Source organism: Streptomyces sp. TRM64462 (assembly GCF_013362995.1).
GTDB lineage: Bacteria > Actinomycetota > Actinomycetes > Streptomycetales > Streptomycetaceae > Streptomyces.
Genome location: NZ_JABWDV010000224.1, coordinates 1 through 20,134 on the forward strand (window position 1 = coordinate 1; position 20,134 = coordinate 20,134).

The following is a 20,134-nucleotide window of genomic DNA, read 5'->3' on the forward strand; positions in this document are numbered from 1 at the left end:
GACCGGGCGCGACGCCCGGGCCCGCACCCGCACCCTGCGGCGGAACCACCGGCTCGGCCACCGACGGCGGCGCGCCGTCGCTCTGCGGCCGCCTGGCCCGGTACGCCGCCCGGTACGCGGCCGGCGACGAGCCGAGCTGCCGCCGGAAGTGCCCGCGCAGCGCCACCGGCGAACGGAAGCCGCAGCGGCCCGCGACCTCGTCCACCGAGTAGTCCGACGTCTCCAGGAGCCGCTGCGCCTGGAGCACCCGCTGGGTGATCAGCCACTGCAGCGGCGCGCTGCCGGTCAGCGAGCGGAAGCGGCGGTCGAAGGTGCGGCGGCTCATGTACGCCCGTGCCGCGAGCGTCTCCACGTCGAACTGCTCGTGGAGGTGCTCAAGGGCCCACGCGACCACCTCGGCCAGCGGGTCGGCGCCGATCTCCTCGGGGAGTGACCGGTCGAGATACCGTTCCTGGCCTCCGGTGCGGCGCGGCGGTACGACGAGCCGGCGGGCGAGCGCCCCGGCCGCCTCCGCGCCGTGGTCGGTCCGCACGATGTGCAGACAGAGGTCGATTCCGGCCGCCGTGCCCGCGGACGTCAGCACGTCGCCGTCGTCGACGAAGAGCTCCCGGGGGTCCACATGGACCGACGGGTAGCGCTTGGCGAGCGTCGGCGCGTACATCCAGTGCGTCGTGGCGGGCCGTCCGTCCAGTAATCCGGCGGCGGCCAGTACGAACGCACCGGTGCACAGGCCGACGATCCGGGCGCCCTCCTCGTGGGCGCGGCGCAGGGCGTCGAGCGCGTCGGCGGGCGGCGGCGAGGTGATCGACCGCCAGGCCGGTACGACGACGGTGCCCGCTCTGCTGATCGCTTCCAGGCCGTACGGTGCGGAGAGTTCCAGTCCCCCGGTCGTGCGCAGCGGGCCTTCCTCGCCTGCGCAGACCAGCAGCCTGTAGCGCGGAACTCCGGCGTCCTGGCGGTCAATCCCGAACACCGAGAGTGGAATGGAACTCTCGAAGATGGGGCCGCCGCTGAACAGCATGACGGCGACGACCTCGCGACGGCGGCGTCCGGACAGTTTGCGTCCGGTCTCCGGTGCGGCGGAGTCCTGGCTCATGACGCTAAGCCCCCCTCGGTGTTCGCGTCTCCTAGGTCCTGTCGCTCCTGCACGTTTCCCCTCGGTTTTGCACGAGACCCCGTTCTCCGATAGTCATGATCGAATCTACTGTGTCCCGCGGTGCCGGCGTGACAAGTTCGGCATCCAGCGCTATGTCGACAAGGCAACTTGGCGCGAAGCATTCGATCACGAAGCGTTTCACCCTCGGGACCCCCCAGGGAAGTGCGTCTCGCGCTCATGGCCCAACCACGTAGGGTGCGCGAGGCGTCTGCGGCCCTTTCCTCCCTGGTGGCAAGGGGGTTCGCAGGCCATTCCGGCACGGATCGGCCGGTGCAGGGAAGTTGGCTGAAAACATACGGGTGCGGGTGTGCGAAGACGTCAGTCTCCCGGTGCGCCCACCGCTCCGTGACGCCCGCCGCGATGGGCCCCCGAGCCCGTACGGGAGTGCCGGCCGCGATGCGGTACGGGCGCCCCGCCGCCGGACTCCGCCCCGGCCCCGGCCACCTGCGGAGGCGGTTCGGGCAGCAGCGCCGGTGCGGCCCGCTCGGAGCGCCGCAGCAGCGCCCGGCACGTGACGGTGACCGCGGCGAGCCCCAGCGCGGTGCCCGCGGCGGCGCCGAACGACGTGCCGTACACCAGCAGCACGAACGGGACCAGCGCGCAGCTGAACGCCGCCCAGCGCACCACCTCGGCCGCCGAGCTGTCCGTCGGAGGGGGCGGAGTGGTGGCGGCTGCCGACCGCGGGGCGGGGCCGGAGGCGGTGGCCTGTGAAGCGGGCACGGGAGCTCCCTGGGGACGGGGCGGCGGCCGGGCGGACCGCGCTGCCAACGAGGAACGCCCCGCTCCGGTCACTGTCGGGCAGCCGGTCGTGACACTCCGGAAGGGCGGTAGGGGGGTGCGGGGCGCCCCGCGCCGGGGACATACGGGACACCTGTAAGGGGCAACCGGCATTGCATCGGGCGACGCGCTCGTGCATGCTCCCTGGAACGCCGCGTGCACAGCGGTGGACGCGCAGGCAACTCTGTGCTCGAGAGGAGTGGCGCCGTACCCTTGGGGGTATGGGGTTGGGAAGATGATTCCCGGACACGGCTCCGAGAGTCAGGCTCCGAGAGTCGGCTGCCGTCCCCCGAACCCTCCCCACAAGGACCTTCTTCGCCGAGACACCCATGGCCGGTCACGAATTCCCTGAACCCGCGGACCGCAGAGGCGTCGCCGATTCGGCGGTGGACCCTCTGGCGGCGGACGAGACGCGTCATTCCTGTGATCCAGCGTTCCAGCACGGCGTGGTCGTCGGCTTCGACGGCTCGACCTCCAGTGAGCGGGCGCTCGCCTACGCGATCGGCATGGCGCGCCGCTCCGGCTCCGGCCTGATCATCGTGCACGTGGCGAACCGGCTGCCCACCACCGTCTGGGCCGGCTGTGAGCCGCCCGTCTTCGTCGACGTGCCGGACCACCGCACCGAGGTGCTCGGTCTCGAGCTCGCCTGCGCCGACCATCTCTCCGAGGTCCCGTGGATCCTCGTCGAGCGCGGCGGTGACATCTGCCACGAGTTGGAGGAGGTCGGCCGCGAGTACTCGGCCGACGCGATCGTGGTCGGCTCCACGCACGGCATCGTGGGGCGCATTTTCGGCTCTGTCGCCGGCCGTCTCGCACGGCGCGCGCAGCGGCCGGTCGTTGTCATTCCGTAACCGGTCGTTGTCCCAGGTGAGACCCCGTCAACTCACCTTCTTCTCCCTGCAATCCATCCCCCTTCAGAGGTGGGTTGTGCGCTTGTGAAGGGTATATCCACATGGCTGGGAAACAGCGCACAACTGCACATGAAGGGAGCCCGCCGTGGACAACGACGTCTCTGCGGGGAGCACCAGCTCCACTCTCGGCCATCTCGCACTCGGACTGACGCTGCTGGCGTTCGGCATCGGCAGCACGGGCGTCATCGACAACGTCGGGGCGGCGGACGCCTCGGCCCTCGCCACCTGGGTCGGCGGGGTCGCGCTCTTCGTCTGCGGCCTGTTCGCCTTCCGTGACGGCGACGGCCGCGCCGGCACCGCGTTCGCGGGGCTCGGCGCGTTCTGGTTCACCTGGGGCACCGGCGCGGGCGCGCAGGTCTCCGCCGAGGCCGCGGGCCTGTTCCTGCTCCTGTGGGCGCTCCTCGCGCTCACCCTGACCGCGGCGGCGAGCGGCAGCGGCCTGCTCGGGCAGGGCGTGTACGGGCTGCTGTTCCTGGCGCTCCTGATGCTGGCCGTCGGCTCGTTCGCCGACATGTCGGCGCTCGGCAAGGTGGGCGGCTGGGTCGCCGCGGTGGCGGGCCTGGGCGCCTGGTACGGCGCGACGGCGTCGCTCGCCAAGTGGCCGAGCCTCACCGGGCGTCGGGCCCGCGGCAGCGCGGCCACGGCGAGCTGAGGCCGGGCGGCCGACCGGACCACAAGGCCGGTGCAAGGGCGGTACCGGCCGTTCGAAAGGGCAGCCCCCGTGTGGTGGTGGCACACACGGGGGCTGCTTCACGCGGTGGCGGCGACTACTCGACCGTCACGGACTTCGCCAGGTTGCGCGGCTTGTCGATGTCGCGGCCCAGGGCCAGCGCCGTGTGGTACGCGAAGAGCTGGAGCGGGATGCCCATGAGGATCGGGTCCAGCTCGTCCTCGTTCTTCGGCACGACGATCGTGTGGTCGGCCTTCTCCTGCTCCTGGTGCGCGACCGCGAGGATCTTGCCGCTGCGGGCCTTGATCTCCTCCATCGCGGCGCGGTTCTTCTCCAGCAGCGAGTCGTTCGGCACGATCGCGACGGTCGGCATCGCGGGCTCGATGAGCGCCAGCGGGCCGTGCTTCAGCTCGGACGCCGGGTACGCCTCGGCGTGGATGTACGAGATCTCCTTGAGCTTCAGGGAGGCCTCCAGGGCGACCGGGTAGCCGCGGACCCGGCCGATGAACATCATCGACTTGGCCTCGGCGTACTCGTCCGCCAGCTTCTTGATCTCGTCCTCCAGCGTGAGGATCTCCGAGATCTGCTCGGGCAGCTTGCGCAGGCCCTCGATGATCCGCTTGCCGTCGGCCACCGACAGGTCGCGGATACGGCCCAGGTGCAGCGCGAGCAGCGCGAACGCGACGACCGTGTTGGTGAAGCACTTCGTGGAGACCACGCACACCTCGGGCCCGGCGTGCACGTACACGCCGCCGTCGGCCTCGCGGGCGATGGCGGAGCCCACGACGTTCACCACGCCGAGGACGCGGGCCCCCTTGCGCTTGAGCTCCTGGACGGCGGCCAGCACGTCGTACGTCTCACCGGACTGCGAGACCGCGATGTACAGCGTGTCGGGGTCCACGACCGGGTTGCGGTAGCGGAACTCGGACGCCGGCTCGGAGTCGGCCGGGATACGGGCGAGGCCCTCGATCAGCGAGGCGCCGATCATGCCCGCGTGGTACGAGGTGCCGCAGCCGAGGATCTTCACGCGGCGGATGCCGCGGGCCTCGCGGGCGTCCAGGTTGAGGCCGCCCAGGTGCACCGTGGAGAACTTCTCGTCGATGCGGCCGCGCAGGACGCGGTCCACGGCGTCGGCCTGCTCCGAGATCTCCTTGTGCATGTACGTGTCGTGGCCGCCCATGTCGTACGAGGCGACCTCCCACTCCACGGTCTCGGGCGTCGCGGTGGTGCGGGTGCCCGAGGTCGTGTACGTACGGAAGTCGTCGGCCTTCAGCGTGGCCATCTCGCCGTCGTCGAGGGTGACGACCTGGCGGGTATGGGCGACGAGCGCGGCGACGTCGGAGGCGACGAACATCTCCTTCTCGCCGATGCCGAGGACGACCGGGGAGCCGTTGCGGGCGACGACGATACGGTCGTTGAAGTCGGCGTGCATGACGGCGATGCCGTACGTGCCCTCGACGACCTTGAGCGCCTCGCGGACCTTCTCCTCCAGGCTCTCGGCCTGCGAGCGGGCGATCAGGTGCGTGAGGACCTCGGTGTCGGTCTCGGAGGCGAACACGACACCGTCGGCCTCCAGCTTGGCGCGCAGCTCGGCGGCGTTGTCGACGATGCCGTTGTGGACGACCGCGACCTTGTTCTCCGGGTCGAGGTGCGGGTGCGCGTTCTCGTCGCTCGGGGCGCCGTGCGTGGCCCAGCGGGTGTGGGCGATGCCGGTCGTACCGGTGAAGCGCTTGGGGATGCGGGCCTCCAGGTCCCGCACCCGGCCCTTGGCCTTGACCATCTTCAGGCCGGACGCCTTCGGGCTGGTGATGACGACGCCCGCGGAGTCGTAGCCGCGGTATTCGAGCCGTGCCAGACCCTCCAGCAGCAGCGGGGCGACATCGCGCTTACCGATATAACCGACAATTCCGCACATAAAGGTGAACCCCTCCTGGTTTCCGGGTGTGTGCTCAGCCGTAGACGATCCGGCGCAGCTGCCGGAGCGAGAGCTCCGGGGGAGCCACGGCGCGGTGCGGCAGCTCCGCCGCGATCCGCTCGAAGATCTCGGAGTTCACAGCGCCGGCCGCCTGCAGTTCGCGGTGGCGGCGGCGGACGAACTCCTCGGTCGTCTCGTCGAAGTACGCCAGCACGTCGAGCACCACCCGGGCGGCCTCACCGCGCGGGAGCGCGGTGCTGCGGACCAGGTGGTCGATGAGGTCGTCATGCGACGGGTGGCGATCGAGCACCCGTAGATACTGGGGGGTGAGGAGGCTTCTTCGCAAGAAATCTGCCCGGTATCGGGCAGGAACCCTCATGATCGGAAGCGGAAACGGGCTTGGTCTAGACCTGAGGGGCTTCGATGGGGTGGCGCGCGCGATCACGTCACGACGCCGCCCCCTGCCTCCGGGAGGGAGCGCGGGGGGCGGCTTCGGACGTCCGCGGAGGCCGGCCGGGTCAGGCCGGGAGACCCAGCTCGCGGGCGATCAGCATGCGCTGCACCTCGCTCGTGCCCTCGCCGATCTCCAGGATCTTGGAGTCGCGCCACATGCGGGCGACCGGGTACTCGTTCATGAAGCCGTAGCCGCCGTGGATCTGGGTGGCCTCGCGGGCGTTGTCGACGGCCACCGTGGAGGAGTACAGCTTCGCCACCGCCGCCTCCTTCTTGAACGGCTCGCCGCTCACCAGGCGGGACGCCGCGTCGCGCCAGCCGATGCGGGCCATGTGGGCGCGCATCTCCATGTCGGCCAGCTTGAACTGGATGGCCTGGAACTCGCCGATGGCCTTCCCGAAGGCGTGACGTTCCTTCGCGTACGTGAGCGACTCGTCCACGCAGCCCTGCGCGAGGCCCGTCGCCAGGGCGGCGATCGCGATACGGCCCTCGTCGAGGATGCGGAGGAACTGGGCGTAGCCCCGGCCCTCCTCGCCCAGGAGGTTGGCGGCGGGGACCCGCACGTCCTGGAAGGACAGTTCACGGGTGTCCGACGCGTTCCAGCCGACCTTCGAGTACGGGGCCGCGACCGTGAAGCCCGGGGTGCCCGACGGGACGATGATGGAGGAGATCTCCGGGCGGCCGTCCTCCTTGCGGCCCGTCACCGCCGTGACCGTCACCAGGCCCGTGATGTCCGTGCCCGAGTTGGTGATGAAGCACTTCGTCCCGTTGATCACCCACTCGTCGCCGTCCCGCACGGCCGTGGTGCGCGTACCGCCCGCGTCCGAGCCGCACTCCGGCTCGGTCAGCCCGAACGCGCCCAGCATCTCGCCGGAGCAGAGCTTCGGCAGCCACTGCCGCTTCTGCTCCTCCGTACCGAACCGGTACACCGGCATCGCGCCCAGCGAGACGCCCGCCTCCAGGGTGATGGCCACCGACGAGTCGACGCGGGCCAGCTCCTCCAGCGCGATGCCCAGGGCCAGATAGTCGCCGCCCATGCCGCCGTACTCCTCGGGGAACGGCAGCCCGAACAGGCCCATGCGGCCCATGTCCCGCACGATCTCGTACGGGAACTCGTGGCGCTCGTAGAAGTCGCCGATCTTCGGCGCCACCACGTCGTGGGCGAACTCCTCGACGGTACGGCGCAGTTCCTCGTGCTCTGCCGAGAGCCGGTGGTCCAGGGACATGGGGGTCACTCCTTGTGGGAGAGGGCGCGGACGGTACGGGACGGGCTGGGACGGCCCAGCCGTTCGGCCAGCCACACGCTGGTGGCGGTGAGCCGGCCGAGGTCGACCCCGGTTTCGATGCCGAGGCCGTGGAGCATCCACACGAGGTCTTCGGTGGCGAGGTTCCCGGTGGCGGACTTCGCGTACGGGCAGCCGCCGAGGCCGCCCGCGGACGCGTCGATCGTCGTCACGCCGTGTTCCAGGGCCGCGTAGGTGTTCGCCAGGGCCTGGCCGTAGGTGTCGTGGAAGTGGACGGCCAGGTACTCCGTGGCGATGTCTGCTGCGTTCAAGGCGGTGAGCAGGGCCTTCACGTGGCCTGGTGTCGCCACGCCGATCGTGTCGCCCAGGCTCAGTTCGTCGCAGCCCATGTCCGCCAGGCGGCGGCAGACGCCCACCACCTGCTCCACCGGGACCGGGCCCTGCCACGGGTCGCCGAAGCACATCGACAGGTAGCCGCGGACGGTCAGGCCCTCCGCCTTGGCCCGGGACACCACCGGCTCGAACATCGCCAGGGACTCGTCCACCGTGCGGTTCAGGTTGGCCTTCGCGAAGGTCTCCGTGGCGCTGGCGAACACCGCCACCTCCCGGGCGCCGAGCGCCAGCGCCCGGTCCAGGCCCCGGTCGTTGGGGACCAGCACCGGCAGGCGCACGTCCAGATCGCGGACCTGCGGGAACAGGGCCTCGGCGTCGGCCAGTTGGGGCACCCACCTGGGGTGGACGAAGCTCGTCGCCTCGACCGTGCCGAGGCCCGCCTCCGCGAGGCGGCGGATGAACTCCGCCTTCACCTCGGTCGGGATGGTCGTCGGCTCGTTCTGGAGGCCGTCTCTCGGGCCCACCTCGTGGATCCTCACCCGGGGCGGGAGGCCCTGCGCCGGGACCGTCATGGGCAGTCCGTCGGTCACTTCTCGGCCTCCTCCGCAGACGAGTGCGGCTCCACGACCGCCAGCACCTGGTCCATGGCGACCGTCGTGCCGGGCGTGACGTCCAGCTCCACGACCGTGCCGTCGTGCGGGGCGGAGATCACGTGCTCCATCTTCATCGCCTCCACCACGACCAGGCCCTGGCCTGCCGTGACCTCGTCGCCCACCGCTACCTTGACCACGGTGACCGTGCCCGGCATCGGGGCGGTCAGCGAGTCCGCCCCCGAGTACGCCGAACGGGTGAGGGACGCCTCGACCGGGTCGTGGTCCTGGACGTTCCACGCGTCGCCGTCCCGGCCGAGCCACGTCCCGGCGCGGCGGAAGGTGTGCGTGACGCCGTCCAGGGTGACCGTGACCGTGTCGGCCGTGACCCGGTGGCCCGTGCCCTGGAGCACATGAGTAACGGGTTCGAGTCCCGTTACGCGCAGCGGATGCGCCACCGGCAGCCGCTCCCCGCCCAGCCGCCAGCCGCTCGGCACCGAGAACGGGTCCGTCCAGCCGCCCGCGTCGCGCCCCGGGCGCAGGGCCTCCTCCCGTACCGCCGCGGCCGCCTCGTACACCTCCGGCGGCACGCCGTCGGGGACGAGTCCGTCCACCTCGCGCTCCACCAGGCCCGTGTCCATGTCCCCGGACACGACCTGCGGGTGGGCGAGCAGCCGGCGCAGGAAGCCGGCATTGGTCGGGACGCCCAGCGTCACCGTGTCCGCGAGTGCGGCGCGCAGCTTGCGGAGGGCCGTCGCGCGGTCGGGGCCGTGCACGATGACCTTCGACAGCATCGGGTCGTAGAGGCTCGACACCTCCGTGCCCTCGCTCAGGCCCGAGTCCGTGCGGATGCCGTCGCCCTGGGGCTCGCGCAGCGCCAGGACCGTGCCGCCCGACGGGAGGAAGCCGCGGGACCCCTCTTTGACAGACACGGTCTCCGCGCAGATCCGCGCCTCGATGGAGTGCCCGGTGAGCGTGATGTCCTTCTGCTCGTACGGCAGCGGCTCCCCGGCCGCGATCCGCAGCTGCCACTCCACCAGGTCCAGGCCCGTGACCAGCTCGGTCACCGGGTGCTCGACCTGGAGGCGGGTGTTCATCTCCATGAAGTAGTACGAGGACGGGTCCGTGCCCGGGACGATGAACTCGACCGTGCCCGCGCCCCGGTAGCCGCAGGAGCGGGCCGCCTGCACGGCCGCCTCGCCCATGGCCGCCCGCGTCTCCTCGTCCAGCAGGACGGACGGGGCCTCCTCGATGACCTTCTGGTGGCGGCGCTGGAGGGAGCACTCGCGCTCGCCCAGGTGGATGACGTTGCCGTGGCCGTCCGCCAGCACCTGGATCTCGATGTGCCGGGGGCGGTCGATCCACCGCTCCACGAGGAGCGTGTCGTCGCCGAAGGAGGCGCGCGCCTCGCGGCGGGCCGCCGCGATCTCGTCCTCCAGCACGGACAGGTCCCGCACCAGACGCATGCCCTTGCCGCCGCCGCCCGCCGAGGGTTTCAGCAGCACGGGCGCGCCCAGCTCGCGGGCGGCCGCCTCCAGCTCCGGGTCGGCGGCGCCCGGGACCACGGGAACGCCCGCGGCCTTCACGGTCTCCTTGGCCCGGATCTTGTCGCCCATCAGGGAGATGGCCTCCGCCGGAGGCCCGATGAAGACCAGCCCCGCCTCCGCGCAGGCCCGCGCGAACGCGGCGTTCTCCGCGAGGAAGCCGTAGCCGGGGTGCACGGCCTGGGCGCCGGTCCGCGCGGCGGCCTCCAGCAGGCGCTCGACGGACAGATAGCTCTCGGCGGCCGGCGGCGGGCCGATCCGTACGGCCGTGTCCGCCTCCCGTACATGACGGGCGTCGGCGTCCGCGTCGCTGAAGACGGCCACCGAGCGCACGCCGAGGGCCCGCAGCGTACGGATGACCCGGACGGCGATCTCGCCTCGGTTGGCCACCAGAACGGTGTCGAACATGGATTCCCTCACATCCGGAAGACGCCGAACTGGGGGTCCCCCAGGGGCGCGTTGGCACACGCGGTCAGGGCCAGGCCGACCACCTGGCGGGTGTCCAGCGGGTCGATCACACCGTCGTCCCAGAGCCGGGCCGTCGCGTAGTAGGCGTTGCCCTGCTGCTCGTACTGGGCGCGGATCGGCTCCTTGAAGGCCTCCTCGTCCTCGGCCGGCCACTCCTCGCCGCGCCCCTCCAGCTGGTCGCGCTTGACCGTGGCGAGGACGGACGCGGCCTGCTCGCCGCCCATGACGGAGATCTTGGCGTTGGGCCACATCCACAGGAAGCGGGGGCTGTACGCCCTGCCGCACATCGAGTAGTTCCCGGCGCCGTACGAGCCGCCGACGACGACCGTCAGCTTCGGCACGCGCGTGCAGGCGACGGCGGTGACCATCTTGGCGCCGTGCTTGGCGATGCCGCCCGCCTCGTAGTCCCGGCCGACCATGAACCCGGAGATGTTCTGCAGGAACAGCAGCGGGATGCCGCGCTGGTCGCACAGCTCGATGAAGTGGGCGCCCTTCTGGGCGGACTCCGAGAACAGGATGCCGTTGTTGGCGACGATGCCGACCGGGTGCCCGTGGATCCGGGCGAAGCCGGTGACGAGGGTCTGCCCGAACTCGGACTTGAACTCGGAGAAGCGGGAGCCGTCGACGATCCGCGCGATGACCTCGCGCACGTCGTACGGCGTCCGCGAGTCGACGGGCACGGCCCCGTACAGCCCGGCGGGGTCGGCCTTCGGCTCCTCGACGGGCTCGACGGACCAGGGCAGCGCCCGGCGCTCCGGCAGCGTCGCGACGATGTTCCGTACGATCCGCAGGGCGTGCGCGTCGTCCTCGGCGAGGTGGTCGGTGACGCCGGAGGTACGGGAGTGCACCTCGCCGCCCCCGAGCTCCTCGGCCGTGACGACCTCACCGGTCGCGGCCTTCACGAGCGGCGGGCCGCCCAGGAAGATCGTGCCCTGGTTCCGTACGATCACGGCCTCGTCGCTCATCGCCGGCACGTACGCGCCGCCGGCGGTGCAGGACCCGAGCACGGCGGCGATCTGCGGAATCCCGGCGCCCGACATACGGGCCTGGTTGTAGAAGATCCGCCCGAAGTGCTCACGGTCCGGGAACACCTCGTCCTGCATGGGCAGGAAGGCGCCGCCGGAGTCGACGAGATACACGCACGGCAGCCGGTTCTCCAGCGCCACCTCCTGGGCGCGCAGATGCTTCTTGACGGTCATCGGGTAGTACGTGCCGCCCTTGACCGTCGCGTCGTTCGCGACGACCACCACCTCGCGGCCGCCGACCCGGCCGATGCCCGCGATGACACCGGCGGCCGGCGCCTGGTCCCCGTACATGCCGTTCGCGGCGAGCGGGGCCAGCTCCAGGAAGGGCGAGCCGGGATCGAGGAGCGTGTCGACCCGGTCGCGCGGCAGCAGCTTCCCGCGCGCGGTGTGCCGCGCCCTGGCCTTCTCACCGCCCCCGAGGCGGGCGGCGGCGAGCCGGGACCGCAGGTCGTCGGCGAGCTCGCGGTGCGCCGCCTCGTTGGCCTGCCAGGCCGGCGACGCGGGATCCGCCGCGCTCGTCAGCACAGGTGCCTGCTGCATCGTGTCGAGCCCCCTTGCCCGTACGACAGACGTTAATGAGCGTTAACGTATTTCCTTCAGGTTAACGACCGCTAACCCCCTTGTCTAGAATCGATCCCATGAGCACCAGGACCGACGCCCCGACACGCCGGGAGCAGATCCTCAGGGAGGCCGCCCGCCTCTTCGCCGAGCGCGGCTTCCACGGCGTGGGCGTCGACGAGATAGGCGCGGCCGTCGGCATCAGCGGACCCGGCCTGTACCGGCACTTCGCCGGCAAGGACGCGATGCTCGCCGAGCTGCTCGTCGGCATCAGCGAACGGCTCCTCGAAGGCGGCCGGCGCCGCGTCGCCGAGTCCGAGGCGGACGGCGGCGACCCGGACGCCCTGCTCGCGGCGCTGATCGACGGGCACATCGACTTCGCGCTCAACGACCGCTCGCTCATCACCCTGCACGACCGCGAGCTCGACCGCCTCCGGGAGAGCGACCGCAAGCTGGTCCGGCAGCTCCAGCGGCAGTACGTGGAGCTGTGGGTCGCCGTGGTCCGCGAGCTCTACCCGCGCCAGACGGAACAGCAGGCCAGGGCGGCGGTCCACGCGGTCTTCGGGCTGCTGAACTCCACGCCGCACCTCGGCTCGGCCACCACGGCCGGCGACCCGTCGGTCCGCCCGTCGGCGGAGGCGCTCCTGCGCCGCCTGGCCCACGGGGCGTTCGGGTCGCTGGCGGACGCGCCGGTGGGGTGACGGCTCGGGGGGCGCGGCCGCCGTCGATTCCGCCGGGCGCGGGGGCGCGGCCGCCGGCGATTCGGCCTGTCCATCGGCCGGAATGGCTCCGTCGCCCCCCGCGCCGGGCGGCACAATGGGGGAATGCCGATACCCAGCCGCCCCGCCCTCGTCGAGCACCTCGTCCGTACGCGTATCGCGGGGGACGTCGCCACGCCCCGCGACAACAACCTGTCCCACTACCGGAAGCTCGCCAACGGCGACCGCCACTACTGGCTGGGTCTCGAACTCGGCGACCGCTGGACGGACGAGCAGGACGTGCTCGCCGTGATGGCCGAGCGCTGCGGTGTCGTCGACGACCCGGAGCACCGGGCCGGGCAGGACACCATCGACCCCGAGCTGACCGTCGACGCCCTCGACCGCATGGCCGCCCGCCTCCGCAAGGCCGCCGCCGGCAAGGAGCGCGTGCTGTTCGCCACCGGGCACCCCGGCGCGCTGCTCGACGTGCACAGCCGCACCGCCGCCGCCCTGCGCGCCGCAGGCTGCGACATCGTGCGCATCCCGGGCGGGCTCACCGCCGACGAGGGGTACGTCGTGCAGTTCGCGGACGTCGCGGTCTTCGAGCGGGGCGCCTCGCTGTGGCACACGCACTCGCCCGAGCCCATGAACGCCGTGCTCGACGGCCTCCGCGCCACCGACGCGCCCCTGCCGGACCTGGTCGTCGCCGACCACGGCTGGGCGGGCCGCGCGGGCCAGCGCGGCATCGACGCCGTCGGCTACGCGGACTGCAACGACCCGGCCCTGTTCATCGCGGAGGCCGAGGGCACCCTCCAGGTCACCGTCCCGCTCGACGACCACGTCGTGGACCCGCTGTTCTACGAGCCGATGACGGCCTACCTGCTGGACGCGGCAGGGCTGCTCTGACCCGGTGCCGCCGATACCGCCGGTGCGGTCGGTGCCGCCGGTGCCGCCGGGGCCGGTCCGGCCGCCCGCTCCTCCCGCAGCCGCGCGGCGAGTTCGTCGCGGGCGTCGGGGTCGAGGCGCTGCTCGGGCTCGTCGAGCACCAGCAGATCCCGGGGGCGCACCAGCGCCGACGCCAGCAGCAACTGCTGCGCCTGGCCCGACGACAGGGACCCGGGGAGCCGGTCCGCGAGCCCCGTCAGCCGCGTGCGGTCCAGGGCCTCGGCGACCCGGGCGCGGCTGTCCCGGCCCGCTCCGTGGGCGACGGCCACCAGCTCCAGGTGCTCACCGACCGTCAGATCCGGGTAGAACGCGGGGCTGCCCGCCACCACGGCGATCCGGGCCCGTACGCGCGCGTCCGTGTCGTCCACCGGCCGGCCGGCGAACGTCACCGTGCCCTCGCTCGGCCGGTCGTGGCCGACCGCGATCCGCAGCAGCGTGGACTTGCCGGAGCCGTTGGCCCCCATCACCGCCACGCACTCCCCGGCGCGCACGGCCAGGTCCAGCGGGGCCAGCACGGTCCGTTCCCCGTAGCGCCGGGCCACACCGGTCAACTGGAGCAGCGCCGGCGCCGTCATACCCGCCGCCGGCCACGGACCACGCAGTACGTGCCGAACGACAGCATCAGGAACACCGCGCCGCGCAGCACGATCGTCAGGTAGAGCCGCATGTCGTCGGAGAACTCCGGGGCCTTGGACTGTGCGACGAAGAGCAGCACCGCGCCCAGCACGATCAGCGCCACGCCGCCGCCGGTCCACAGTGCGCGGGCCCCCGGGCCCGACCGCTCGTCCTGGGCCGTGTCGGGGCGCCGCGGGGAAAGTTCGTCGGTCACGGGGTCCGTACCTCTCTGTGATGCCTGTGGTGCCTGTGGTGCTCGTGGTGCGTGTGGGGGGATGCGGGGCGCGGGGCGGCGAAGGAGCGGGCGGGCGGTGGGCGCCGTCAGACCGGTCTCGGAGCCGGGTCGTCCAGGTAGCCCGCCGCCTGGAGGCGGAACAGCTTCGCGTACATCCCGTCCCGGTCCATCAGTTCGCCGTGCGTGCCCTCCTCAAGGACCTGACCCTGGTCCAGGACGACGATGTGGTCCGCGACCCGCACCGTGGAGAACCGGTGCGCGATCAGCAGCGTCGTCGCCCGGTCCGCGATCTCCCGCAGCCGGGCGAAGATCTCCGCCTCCGCCTCGGCGTCGATGGCCGCCGTCGGCTCGTCCAGCACCATCACCGGAGCGCCCCGCAGGAACGCGCGGGCCAGGGCCACCTTCTGCCACTGGCCGCCGGACAGCTGCCTGCCGCCCTCGAACCAGCGGCCGAGCTGGGTGTCGAGGCCCTGGGGCAGCTCGTCCAGGAAGGCGGAGGCATCGGCCTGGTCCGCGGCGCGCCGGATGCCCGGCTCGTCGTCCAGCGCGTCGACGCGCGCGAGGCCGATGTTGGCGCGGGCTGTGTCCTCGTACCGTACGAAGTCCTGGAAGATCACGCCGATGTGCCGGCGGAGCTGTCCGAGGTCGTACTCCTCCACCGGGTGACCGTCGATCAGGATCGTGCCCGACGTCGGCTCGTACAGCCGGGACAGCAGCTTGACCAGGGTGGTCTTGCCGGCGCCGTTCTGGCCGACGAGGGCGACGCACTTCCCGGCCGGGAGGGTCAGGCTGAAGTTCCGCAGCACCGTGGGCCCGCCGCCCGGGTAGCTGAACGACACGTCGCGGAACTCGATGCCGTTGGTGAGCCGTTCCGGGAAGGGCCGGTCGCCGCTCTTCAGGGGCCGCTCGGGGATGTCCAGGAAGGAGAAGAGGTTCCCCAGGAACAGGTTGTGCTCGTACAGCTCGCCGAAGCCGGAGAACAGGCTCTGCGCCGAGCCCTGGACGACGGTGATGGCCGCGATGTAGCCGGCGACCTCGCCGATCCGGCCGGTCTCGATCGTGCTGCTGATCGCGAAGATGACGGCCCCGCTGGACGCGGCGACACTGAACAGGCCGAGCAGCGCGTTGGCCGTCGACTGGCGGCGCGCCAGCGAGCGGTCGACCTGGTAGAAGCGGCCGATCAGCTCGCGGTAGCGGTTCACGAAGAAGCCGCCGAGCGAGAACAGGCGGGTCTCCTTGTACGTACGGTCGTTCGTGACCAGGTACTGGAGGTAGTTGGTGCGCCGGCGGTCGGCCGAGCGGGCGTTCTCCACCTGCCACGTCATCCGGCTGTAGAACGTGGTGGCCAGCACGGACGGCACCGGCGCGCACAGCACGGCCAGCGCCACCCACGGGTCCCAGGACAGCAGCACGGCCGCCACCGACACCAGGGTCACGGTGTGCGAGACGACCCCGATCAGATCGGAGAAGAGCTGGTACGGGCGGTAGGCCGCCTCACGGTTGGCGCGCTGCAGCCGGTCGTACGTCGTGGCGTCCTCGAAGTGCTCCAACTGGAGGCGGACGGCCTTCTCCATGATGTCGGTGCTGATCCGGTTGGCCATCCGGAACTGGAGCAGCGCCTCCACGTAGTGCTGGCCGACCGTGCACAGGTGCCCGGCGAGCGCGACGCACGCCAGGACGACGCCCACGCCGATCGCCTGGTCGGCGGCGCCGGGCCGGCCGCCCACGGCGTCGGCGACGTACTGCACGGCGTCCGTGGTGAGCTGCACCGACACGGCGGGCAGCAGGGCCGTCAGCAGCGTGGTGACGACGACACCGGTCATGTGGAGCGGGCTCACGCTCCACAGCAGGCGCAGCGCCCTGCTCCAGTGCTGCTCGGTGCCGGTCGTCCCGTCGGACGGTGTTGCCACGTCTGGTGTTGCCTTGTCGGCCACGGTCATGCCCCCGGTCGGCGGCGGATCGCGTCCAGCGCCAGGGCCCACACCTCGTGGCAGGCGCGCTCCCGCTCCTGCCCGAGGCCCAGGAACCGGTTGGCGCGCATGTGCGCGAGGCTCGCCAGCATCCTCAGTTCGTCCCCCACGAGGCGTCCCGTGGACGCCAGTTCACGTATCAGGCTGCCGGCCGCGGGCAGCACTTCCCCCTGGCGGGCGAGTATATGTGCGAGGCTTTCGCGGTGTTTTCCGGCGGTCTCGTCGGGGTGCGCGTCCCACGGGACCAGCAGGTCGCACAGGGTGCGCTGGACCCGCCGGTAGTACTTACGGGCCGTGTCGGACGGCTGACCGGCCGGCAGCGCCTGCACCACGGGGTCGCGCCCCCAGTCGCGGTAGAGGGCGTGCATGGCCACGACGCACAGGAGGTCGGCGTCCAGGTCGAGGCCGCCCCAGCGGCGGGCGGCGACGAGGTCGGCGCACACGTCGCTGTCCGCCTCGAAGACCCGCTCGATCGTGTCGATCGTCGCCGAGTTGGCGCTGGCGCGGGATCGTGACCGGCGGTACGCGGCCGAGCAGGCGGCCCTCCGCGAGAGGGAGCGGCTGGCGCGCGACGTGCACGACACGGCCGCCCACCACCTCAGTCTGATCAGCCTCCAGGCCACGGCTCTGGCGGCGGCCGCGGAGTCGCCCCCGTTCCGGGAGGCGGCGGTCCGGCTGGGCGAGCTCAGCCGTGAGGCGGCGGGTGAACTCCGTCGCTCGATCCGGGGCATCGACCCGGGGGACCCCGGCGCGCTGCCCGGCCTCGCGGACCTCCCGCGCCTCGTCGCCGAGGCGGGCGACGGCGTACGGGCCGAGCTCGCCGTGCCGGACGCCGCCGACTGCCCGCCGCAGGTGCAGCACACGGCGTACCGGGTGGTGCAGGAGGCGCTCGCCAACGTACGCCGTCACGCGCCGGGCGCCGAGGTGCGCGTGAACGTCGGCTCCGCTCCCGGTGGCGGGCTGCTCGTCGTCGTGCGCAACGGCCCGTCGCCGCGGGCCGTTCCGGGCGACACCGGCGGGTCCGGCGGCCGGGGGCTGCCCGGGCTGCGGGCCCGTGCGGCTGCCGTGGGCGGCACCCTGCACGCGGCGCCGGACGGCGACGGCGGCTTCCTCGTGCGGGCGGTCCTGCCGCTGACCGTCAGTCCCGGTGCGGGACGCGGACCACGCCCTCCTGGATGACCGAGATGGCCAGGCGCCCGTCGCGTGTGTAGATGCGGGCCTGGCCCAGGCCGCGGCCGCCCGACGAGGACGGGGACTGCTGGTCGTACAGCAGCCACTCGTCCGCGCGGAACGGCCGGTGGAACCACATGGCGTGGTCCAGGGACGCCCCGACCACGTCGCCGGTCGCCCAGCCGCCGCGGCCGTGCGCGAGCAGCACCGAGTCGAGCAGCGTCATGTCGGAGACGTACGTCGCGAGGCAGACGTGCAGGAGGGGGTCGTCGCCGTCCAGCTTGCCGTTGGTGCGGAACCACACCTGCGAGCGCGGTGCGCGCGGCTCGCCCGCCGTGGCGTACGGGGGCTCGTCCACGTACCGCAGGTCGACGGCCTGCCGGGCCTCCAGCATGCGTTCCGCGATGCTCGGGTGCGCGAACAGGTGGGCGTAGCGGGGGAGGGCCTCCTCCGCCGTGGGCAGCGTCTCCGGGTCGGGCGCGGGCGGCATGTCCGCCTGGTGCTCCAGGCCCTCCTCGTACGTCTGGAACGACGCCGACAGGTGGAAGATCGGCTGGCCGTGCTGGACGGCCACCACGCGGCGGGTGGTGAAGGAGCGGCCGTCGCGGATGCGGTCCACGGTGTAGACGATCGGCGCGCCCGGGTCGCCCATGCGCAGGAAGTACGCGTGGAGGGAGTGGGCCGTGCGGCCGTCGGGGACCGTGCGGCCGGCCGCGACGAGTGCCTGGGCCGCGACCTGGCCGCCGAACACCCGGGGCACGATCGCCGACCGCGACCGGCCCCGGAAGATGTTCTCCTCGATCCGCTCCAGGTCGAGCAGATCGAGGAGATCGTTCAGTGCTTCGGTCACCGCTGGTTACAGGCCCATCGACTTGGCGATGATCGACTTCATGATCTCGCTGGTGCCGCCGTAGATGCGGTTCACGCGGTTGTCCGCGTACAGGCGGGCGATCGGGTACTCGTTCATGTAGCCGTAGCCGCCGTGGAGCTGGAGGCAGCGGTCGATGACGCGGTGGGCGACCTCGGTGCAGAACAGTTTGGCGGAGGCGGCCTCGGCCGGGGTCAGCTCGCCCGCGTCCAGCGCCTCCAGGGCGCGGTCCGCGACGGCCTCGGCCGCGTCGACCTCGGCCTGGCAGGCGGCCAGTTCGAACTTGGTGTTCTGGAAGTGCGCCACCGGCTTGCCGAAGACCGTGCGCTCCTGCACGTACTGCTGGGCGAACCGGACCGCCGCCTTGGCCTGCGCGTACGCGCCGAAGGCGATGCCCCAGCGCTCGGAGGCCAGGTTGTGGCCGAGGTAGGAGAAGCCCTTGCCCTCCTCGCCCAGCAGGTCCTCGACCGGGACCTTCACGTCGACGAACGCCAGCTCGGCGGTGTCGGAGGTGCGCAGGCCCAGCTTGTCGAGCTTGCGGCCGATCGAGTAGCCGTCGGACTTGGTGTCCACCGCGAAGAGGGAGATGCCGAAGCGGCGGTCCTCGGCCGTCGGGGCGGAGGTGCGGGCGCACACGATCACGCGGTCGGCGTGGACGCCGCCCGTGATGAAGGTCTTGGCGCCGTTGAGGACGTAGTGCGTGCCGTCCTCGCTCAGCTTCGCCGTGGTCTTCATGCCCGCGACGTCGGAGCCGGTGCCCGGCTCGGTCATCGCCAGCGCCCACATCTCCTCGCCGGTGACGAACTTCGGCAGGTAGCGCTTCTTCTGCTCGTCGTCGGCGAGCATCTTGATGTAGGGGAGCGCGAGCAGCACGTGCACGCCGGAGCCGCCGAACTGGACGCCGGCGCGCGAGGTCTCCTCGTACAGGACGGCCTCGAACTTGTGCGTGTCCAGGCCCGCGCCGCCGAACTCCTCGGGGACGTTGATGCCGAAGAGGCCCAGCTCACCGAGCTTGTGGTAGAAGTCGCGCGGCGCCTGGCCCGCGGCGAACCACTCGTCGTAGACGGGGACGACCTCGGACTCGATGAAGGCGCGGATGGTCTCCCGGAACGCCTCGTGGTCCTCGTTGAATACGGTACGGCGCACGGTGAAACCCTCCTGGATGCACACACCGACGACTAAGCGCTTGCTCAGGGCAAGTTACCGGTCAGTCGCCAGGGCTGTCCAGAGTCGTTCACATCACAACCACCGAAGCGCGAACCACAGCTCCATACGGGTCTCCGCGTCCTCCAGGTCCGTGTCCAGGAGCGCCGCGCAGCGGGCCACGCGCTGCCGGACCGTGTTCCGGTGGACGCCGAGGGCCGTGGCCGTACGGTCCCAGCTTCCGTGCAGGGACAGCCAGACCCGGAGGGTCTCGACCAGGGCGGGGGAGCCGGCCAGGGGGTCCAGGACGGTACGGGCGTGGGCGGCCGCCTCGTCCGGGTCCACCAAGGCGGCCAGGCCGCCGGCGCGGTGCCGGGCCAGCGGGGTGTGCGCGGCCTCGGCGCGGCGCAGGGCGCGGGCCGCCTGGGCGTCGGCGGCCACCAGGTCCCCGGGCGCGGCCGGGGCGCTGACCCCCAGGGTCCAGCCCGGGTACGCCGTGACCTCCCGCCCGGCGGGCAGCAGCACCCGCACGGTGCCCTCGTCGTCCCGGTCCTCCAGGGGGCTGCCCAGCGCCGGCGGCGGCGCCTGCGGGTCGGCGCCCCGCGCGTGGACCACCGTCCAGGGCGCCTCGCCCAGGAGCGGCGCGACGTCCGCGGGGGCGGCGCCCAGCAGGAGCCGTACCAGCGCCCTGGACCTGGCGGCCTCGTCGGCGCCCTGGTGCGGCGCGGTCAGCAGCGAGAGCAGCACCATCGCGGTCTCGGCGATCCGCTGGTCGGCCTCCTCGCGGCGGGCCATGGCCAGGCCCAGCGTCAGCCCCTGCCGCCCGGGACCGGTGCCCAGGCCGTA

Annotated in this window: 20 protein-coding genes; 5 read left to right on the forward strand and 15 right to left on the reverse strand. The window is 72.3% G+C overall.

Going from position 1 to position 20,134, the window contains the following annotated elements; genetic code table 11:
- Together HTZ82_RS10205 and HTZ82_RS10210 are read right to left on the reverse strand one after the other, a co-directional pair.
- Positions 1 to 1,096 (reverse strand): helix-turn-helix domain-containing protein (locus tag HTZ82_RS10205; protein WP_175409004.1); only part of this gene is annotated, 1,096 nt, incomplete at its 3' end.
- 378 nt (positions 1,097 to 1,474) lie between these two features.
- Positions 1,475 to 1,876 carry a hypothetical protein gene (locus tag HTZ82_RS10210; RefSeq protein ID WP_309235399.1) on the reverse strand — a complete coding sequence of 134 codons (402 nt, stop codon included), beginning with the start codon at positions 1,874 to 1,876 and terminating at the stop codon, positions 1,475 to 1,477.
- A 386-nt stretch (positions 1,877 to 2,262) separates the two neighbouring features.
- Between HTZ82_RS10210 and HTZ82_RS10215 the strand changes: the two genes are divergently transcribed.
- Positions 2,263 to 2,784, forward strand: coding sequence for a universal stress protein (locus tag HTZ82_RS10215; protein ID WP_175409005.1), 522 nt, complete (start codon positions 2,263 to 2,265; stop codon positions 2,782 to 2,784).
- 145 nt (positions 2,785 to 2,929) lie between these two features.
- Positions 2,930 to 3,496: a GPR1/FUN34/YaaH family transporter gene (locus HTZ82_RS10220; protein ID WP_175409006.1), complete on the forward strand. Its 567-nt coding sequence runs from the start codon at positions 2,930 to 2,932 to the stop codon at positions 3,494 to 3,496.
- Positions 3,497 to 3,611: 115 nt separating this feature from the next.
- On the opposite strand, the gene glmS is transcribed toward HTZ82_RS10220, so the two are convergent.
- From glmS to HTZ82_RS10250, 6 genes are all read right to left on the reverse strand, one after another.
- Positions 3,612 to 5,429, reverse strand: a complete 1,818-nt coding sequence (gene glmS / locus HTZ82_RS10225; protein ID WP_175409007.1) for a glutamine--fructose-6-phosphate transaminase (isomerizing) — start codon at positions 5,427 to 5,429, stop codon at positions 3,612 to 3,614.
- 34 nt (positions 5,430 to 5,463) lie between these two features.
- Positions 5,464 to 5,739: a hypothetical protein gene (locus tag HTZ82_RS10230; RefSeq protein ID WP_175409008.1), complete on the reverse strand. Its 276-nt coding sequence runs from the start codon at positions 5,737 to 5,739 to the stop codon at positions 5,464 to 5,466.
- A 208-nt stretch (positions 5,740 to 5,947) separates the two neighbouring features.
- Positions 5,948 to 7,108: an acyl-CoA dehydrogenase family protein gene (locus HTZ82_RS10235; RefSeq protein ID WP_175409009.1), complete on the reverse strand. Its 1,161-nt coding sequence runs from the start codon at positions 7,106 to 7,108 to the stop codon at positions 5,948 to 5,950.
- Positions 7,109 to 7,113: 5 nt separating this feature from the next.
- A complete protein-coding gene (locus tag HTZ82_RS10240; RefSeq protein ID WP_175409023.1) occupies positions 7,114 to 8,031 on the reverse strand; it encodes a hydroxymethylglutaryl-CoA lyase in 918 nt (305 codons plus the stop codon).
- Positions 8,032 to 8,045: 14 nt separating this feature from the next.
- The gene (locus HTZ82_RS10245) at positions 8,046 to 10,001 is read right to left on the reverse strand and encodes a biotin carboxylase N-terminal domain-containing protein (protein WP_175409010.1); all 1,956 of its coding nucleotides are present in this window, start codon (positions 9,999 to 10,001) and stop codon (positions 8,046 to 8,048) included.
- Positions 10,002 to 10,009: 8 nt separating this feature from the next.
- Entirely contained in the window at positions 10,010 to 11,626 is a 1,617-nt protein-coding gene (locus HTZ82_RS10250; RefSeq protein WP_175409011.1) for a carboxyl transferase domain-containing protein, read from the reverse strand.
- Positions 11,627 to 11,724: 98 nt separating this feature from the next.
- Between HTZ82_RS10250 and HTZ82_RS10255 the strand changes: the two genes are divergently transcribed.
- Positions 11,725 to 12,345 carry a TetR/AcrR family transcriptional regulator gene (locus HTZ82_RS10255; protein WP_175409012.1) on the forward strand — a complete coding sequence of 207 codons (621 nt, stop codon included), beginning with the start codon at positions 11,725 to 11,727 and terminating at the stop codon, positions 12,343 to 12,345.
- 123 nt (positions 12,346 to 12,468) lie between these two features.
- On the forward strand, positions 12,469 to 13,248 hold the full coding sequence (locus tag HTZ82_RS10260; protein ID WP_175409013.1) for a phosphatase: 780 nt from the start codon (positions 12,469 to 12,471) through the stop codon (positions 13,246 to 13,248).
- Here the strand turns inward: HTZ82_RS10260 and HTZ82_RS10265 are convergent.
- The 4 genes from HTZ82_RS10265 to HTZ82_RS10280 all read right to left on the reverse strand — a co-directional run bounded on the left by HTZ82_RS10265 (position 13,218) and on the right by HTZ82_RS10280 (position 16,550).
- Positions 13,218 to 13,862: an ABC transporter ATP-binding protein gene (locus HTZ82_RS10265; RefSeq protein WP_175409014.1), complete on the reverse strand. Its 645-nt coding sequence runs from the start codon at positions 13,860 to 13,862 to the stop codon at positions 13,218 to 13,220. The two genes, HTZ82_RS10260 and HTZ82_RS10265, sit on opposite strands and share 31 nt — an antisense overlap.
- Entirely contained in the window at positions 13,859 to 14,116 is a 258-nt protein-coding gene (locus HTZ82_RS10270; protein ID WP_175409015.1) for a hypothetical protein, read from the reverse strand. The genes HTZ82_RS10265 and HTZ82_RS10270 overlap by 4 nt, the downstream gene beginning before the upstream one ends.
- Before the next feature lie 107 nt (positions 14,117 to 14,223).
- Positions 14,224 to 16,047, reverse strand: coding sequence for an ABC transporter ATP-binding protein (locus HTZ82_RS10275; RefSeq protein WP_309235400.1), 1,824 nt, complete (start codon positions 16,045 to 16,047; stop codon positions 14,224 to 14,226).
- Between the two features lie 26 nt (positions 16,048 to 16,073).
- Positions 16,074 to 16,550, reverse strand: a complete 477-nt coding sequence (locus HTZ82_RS10280) for a lantibiotic dehydratase C-terminal domain-containing protein (protein ID WP_175409017.1) — start codon at positions 16,548 to 16,550, stop codon at positions 16,074 to 16,076.
- A gap of 31 nt (positions 16,551 to 16,581) precedes the next feature.
- Between HTZ82_RS10280 and HTZ82_RS10285 the strand changes: the two genes are divergently transcribed.
- Entirely contained in the window at positions 16,582 to 17,286 is a 705-nt protein-coding gene (locus HTZ82_RS10285) for a histidine kinase (protein WP_175409018.1), read from the forward strand.
- Here the strand turns inward: HTZ82_RS10285 and tesB are convergent.
- From tesB to HTZ82_RS10300, 3 genes are all read right to left on the reverse strand, one after another.
- A complete protein-coding gene (tesB, locus tag HTZ82_RS10290) occupies positions 17,246 to 18,127 on the reverse strand; it encodes an acyl-CoA thioesterase II (protein WP_175409019.1) in 882 nt (293 codons plus the stop codon). The two genes, HTZ82_RS10285 and tesB, sit on opposite strands and share 41 nt — an antisense overlap.
- A 6-nt stretch (positions 18,128 to 18,133) precedes the next feature.
- Positions 18,134 to 19,291 carry an acyl-CoA dehydrogenase family protein gene (locus HTZ82_RS10295; RefSeq protein WP_175409020.1) on the reverse strand — a complete coding sequence of 386 codons (1,158 nt, stop codon included), beginning with the start codon at positions 19,289 to 19,291 and terminating at the stop codon, positions 18,134 to 18,136.
- Positions 19,292 to 19,384: 93 nt separating this feature from the next.
- Positions 19,385 to 20,134: CdaR family transcriptional regulator (locus HTZ82_RS10300; RefSeq protein WP_175409021.1), on the reverse strand; the 750-nt coding region annotated here is incomplete at its 5' end.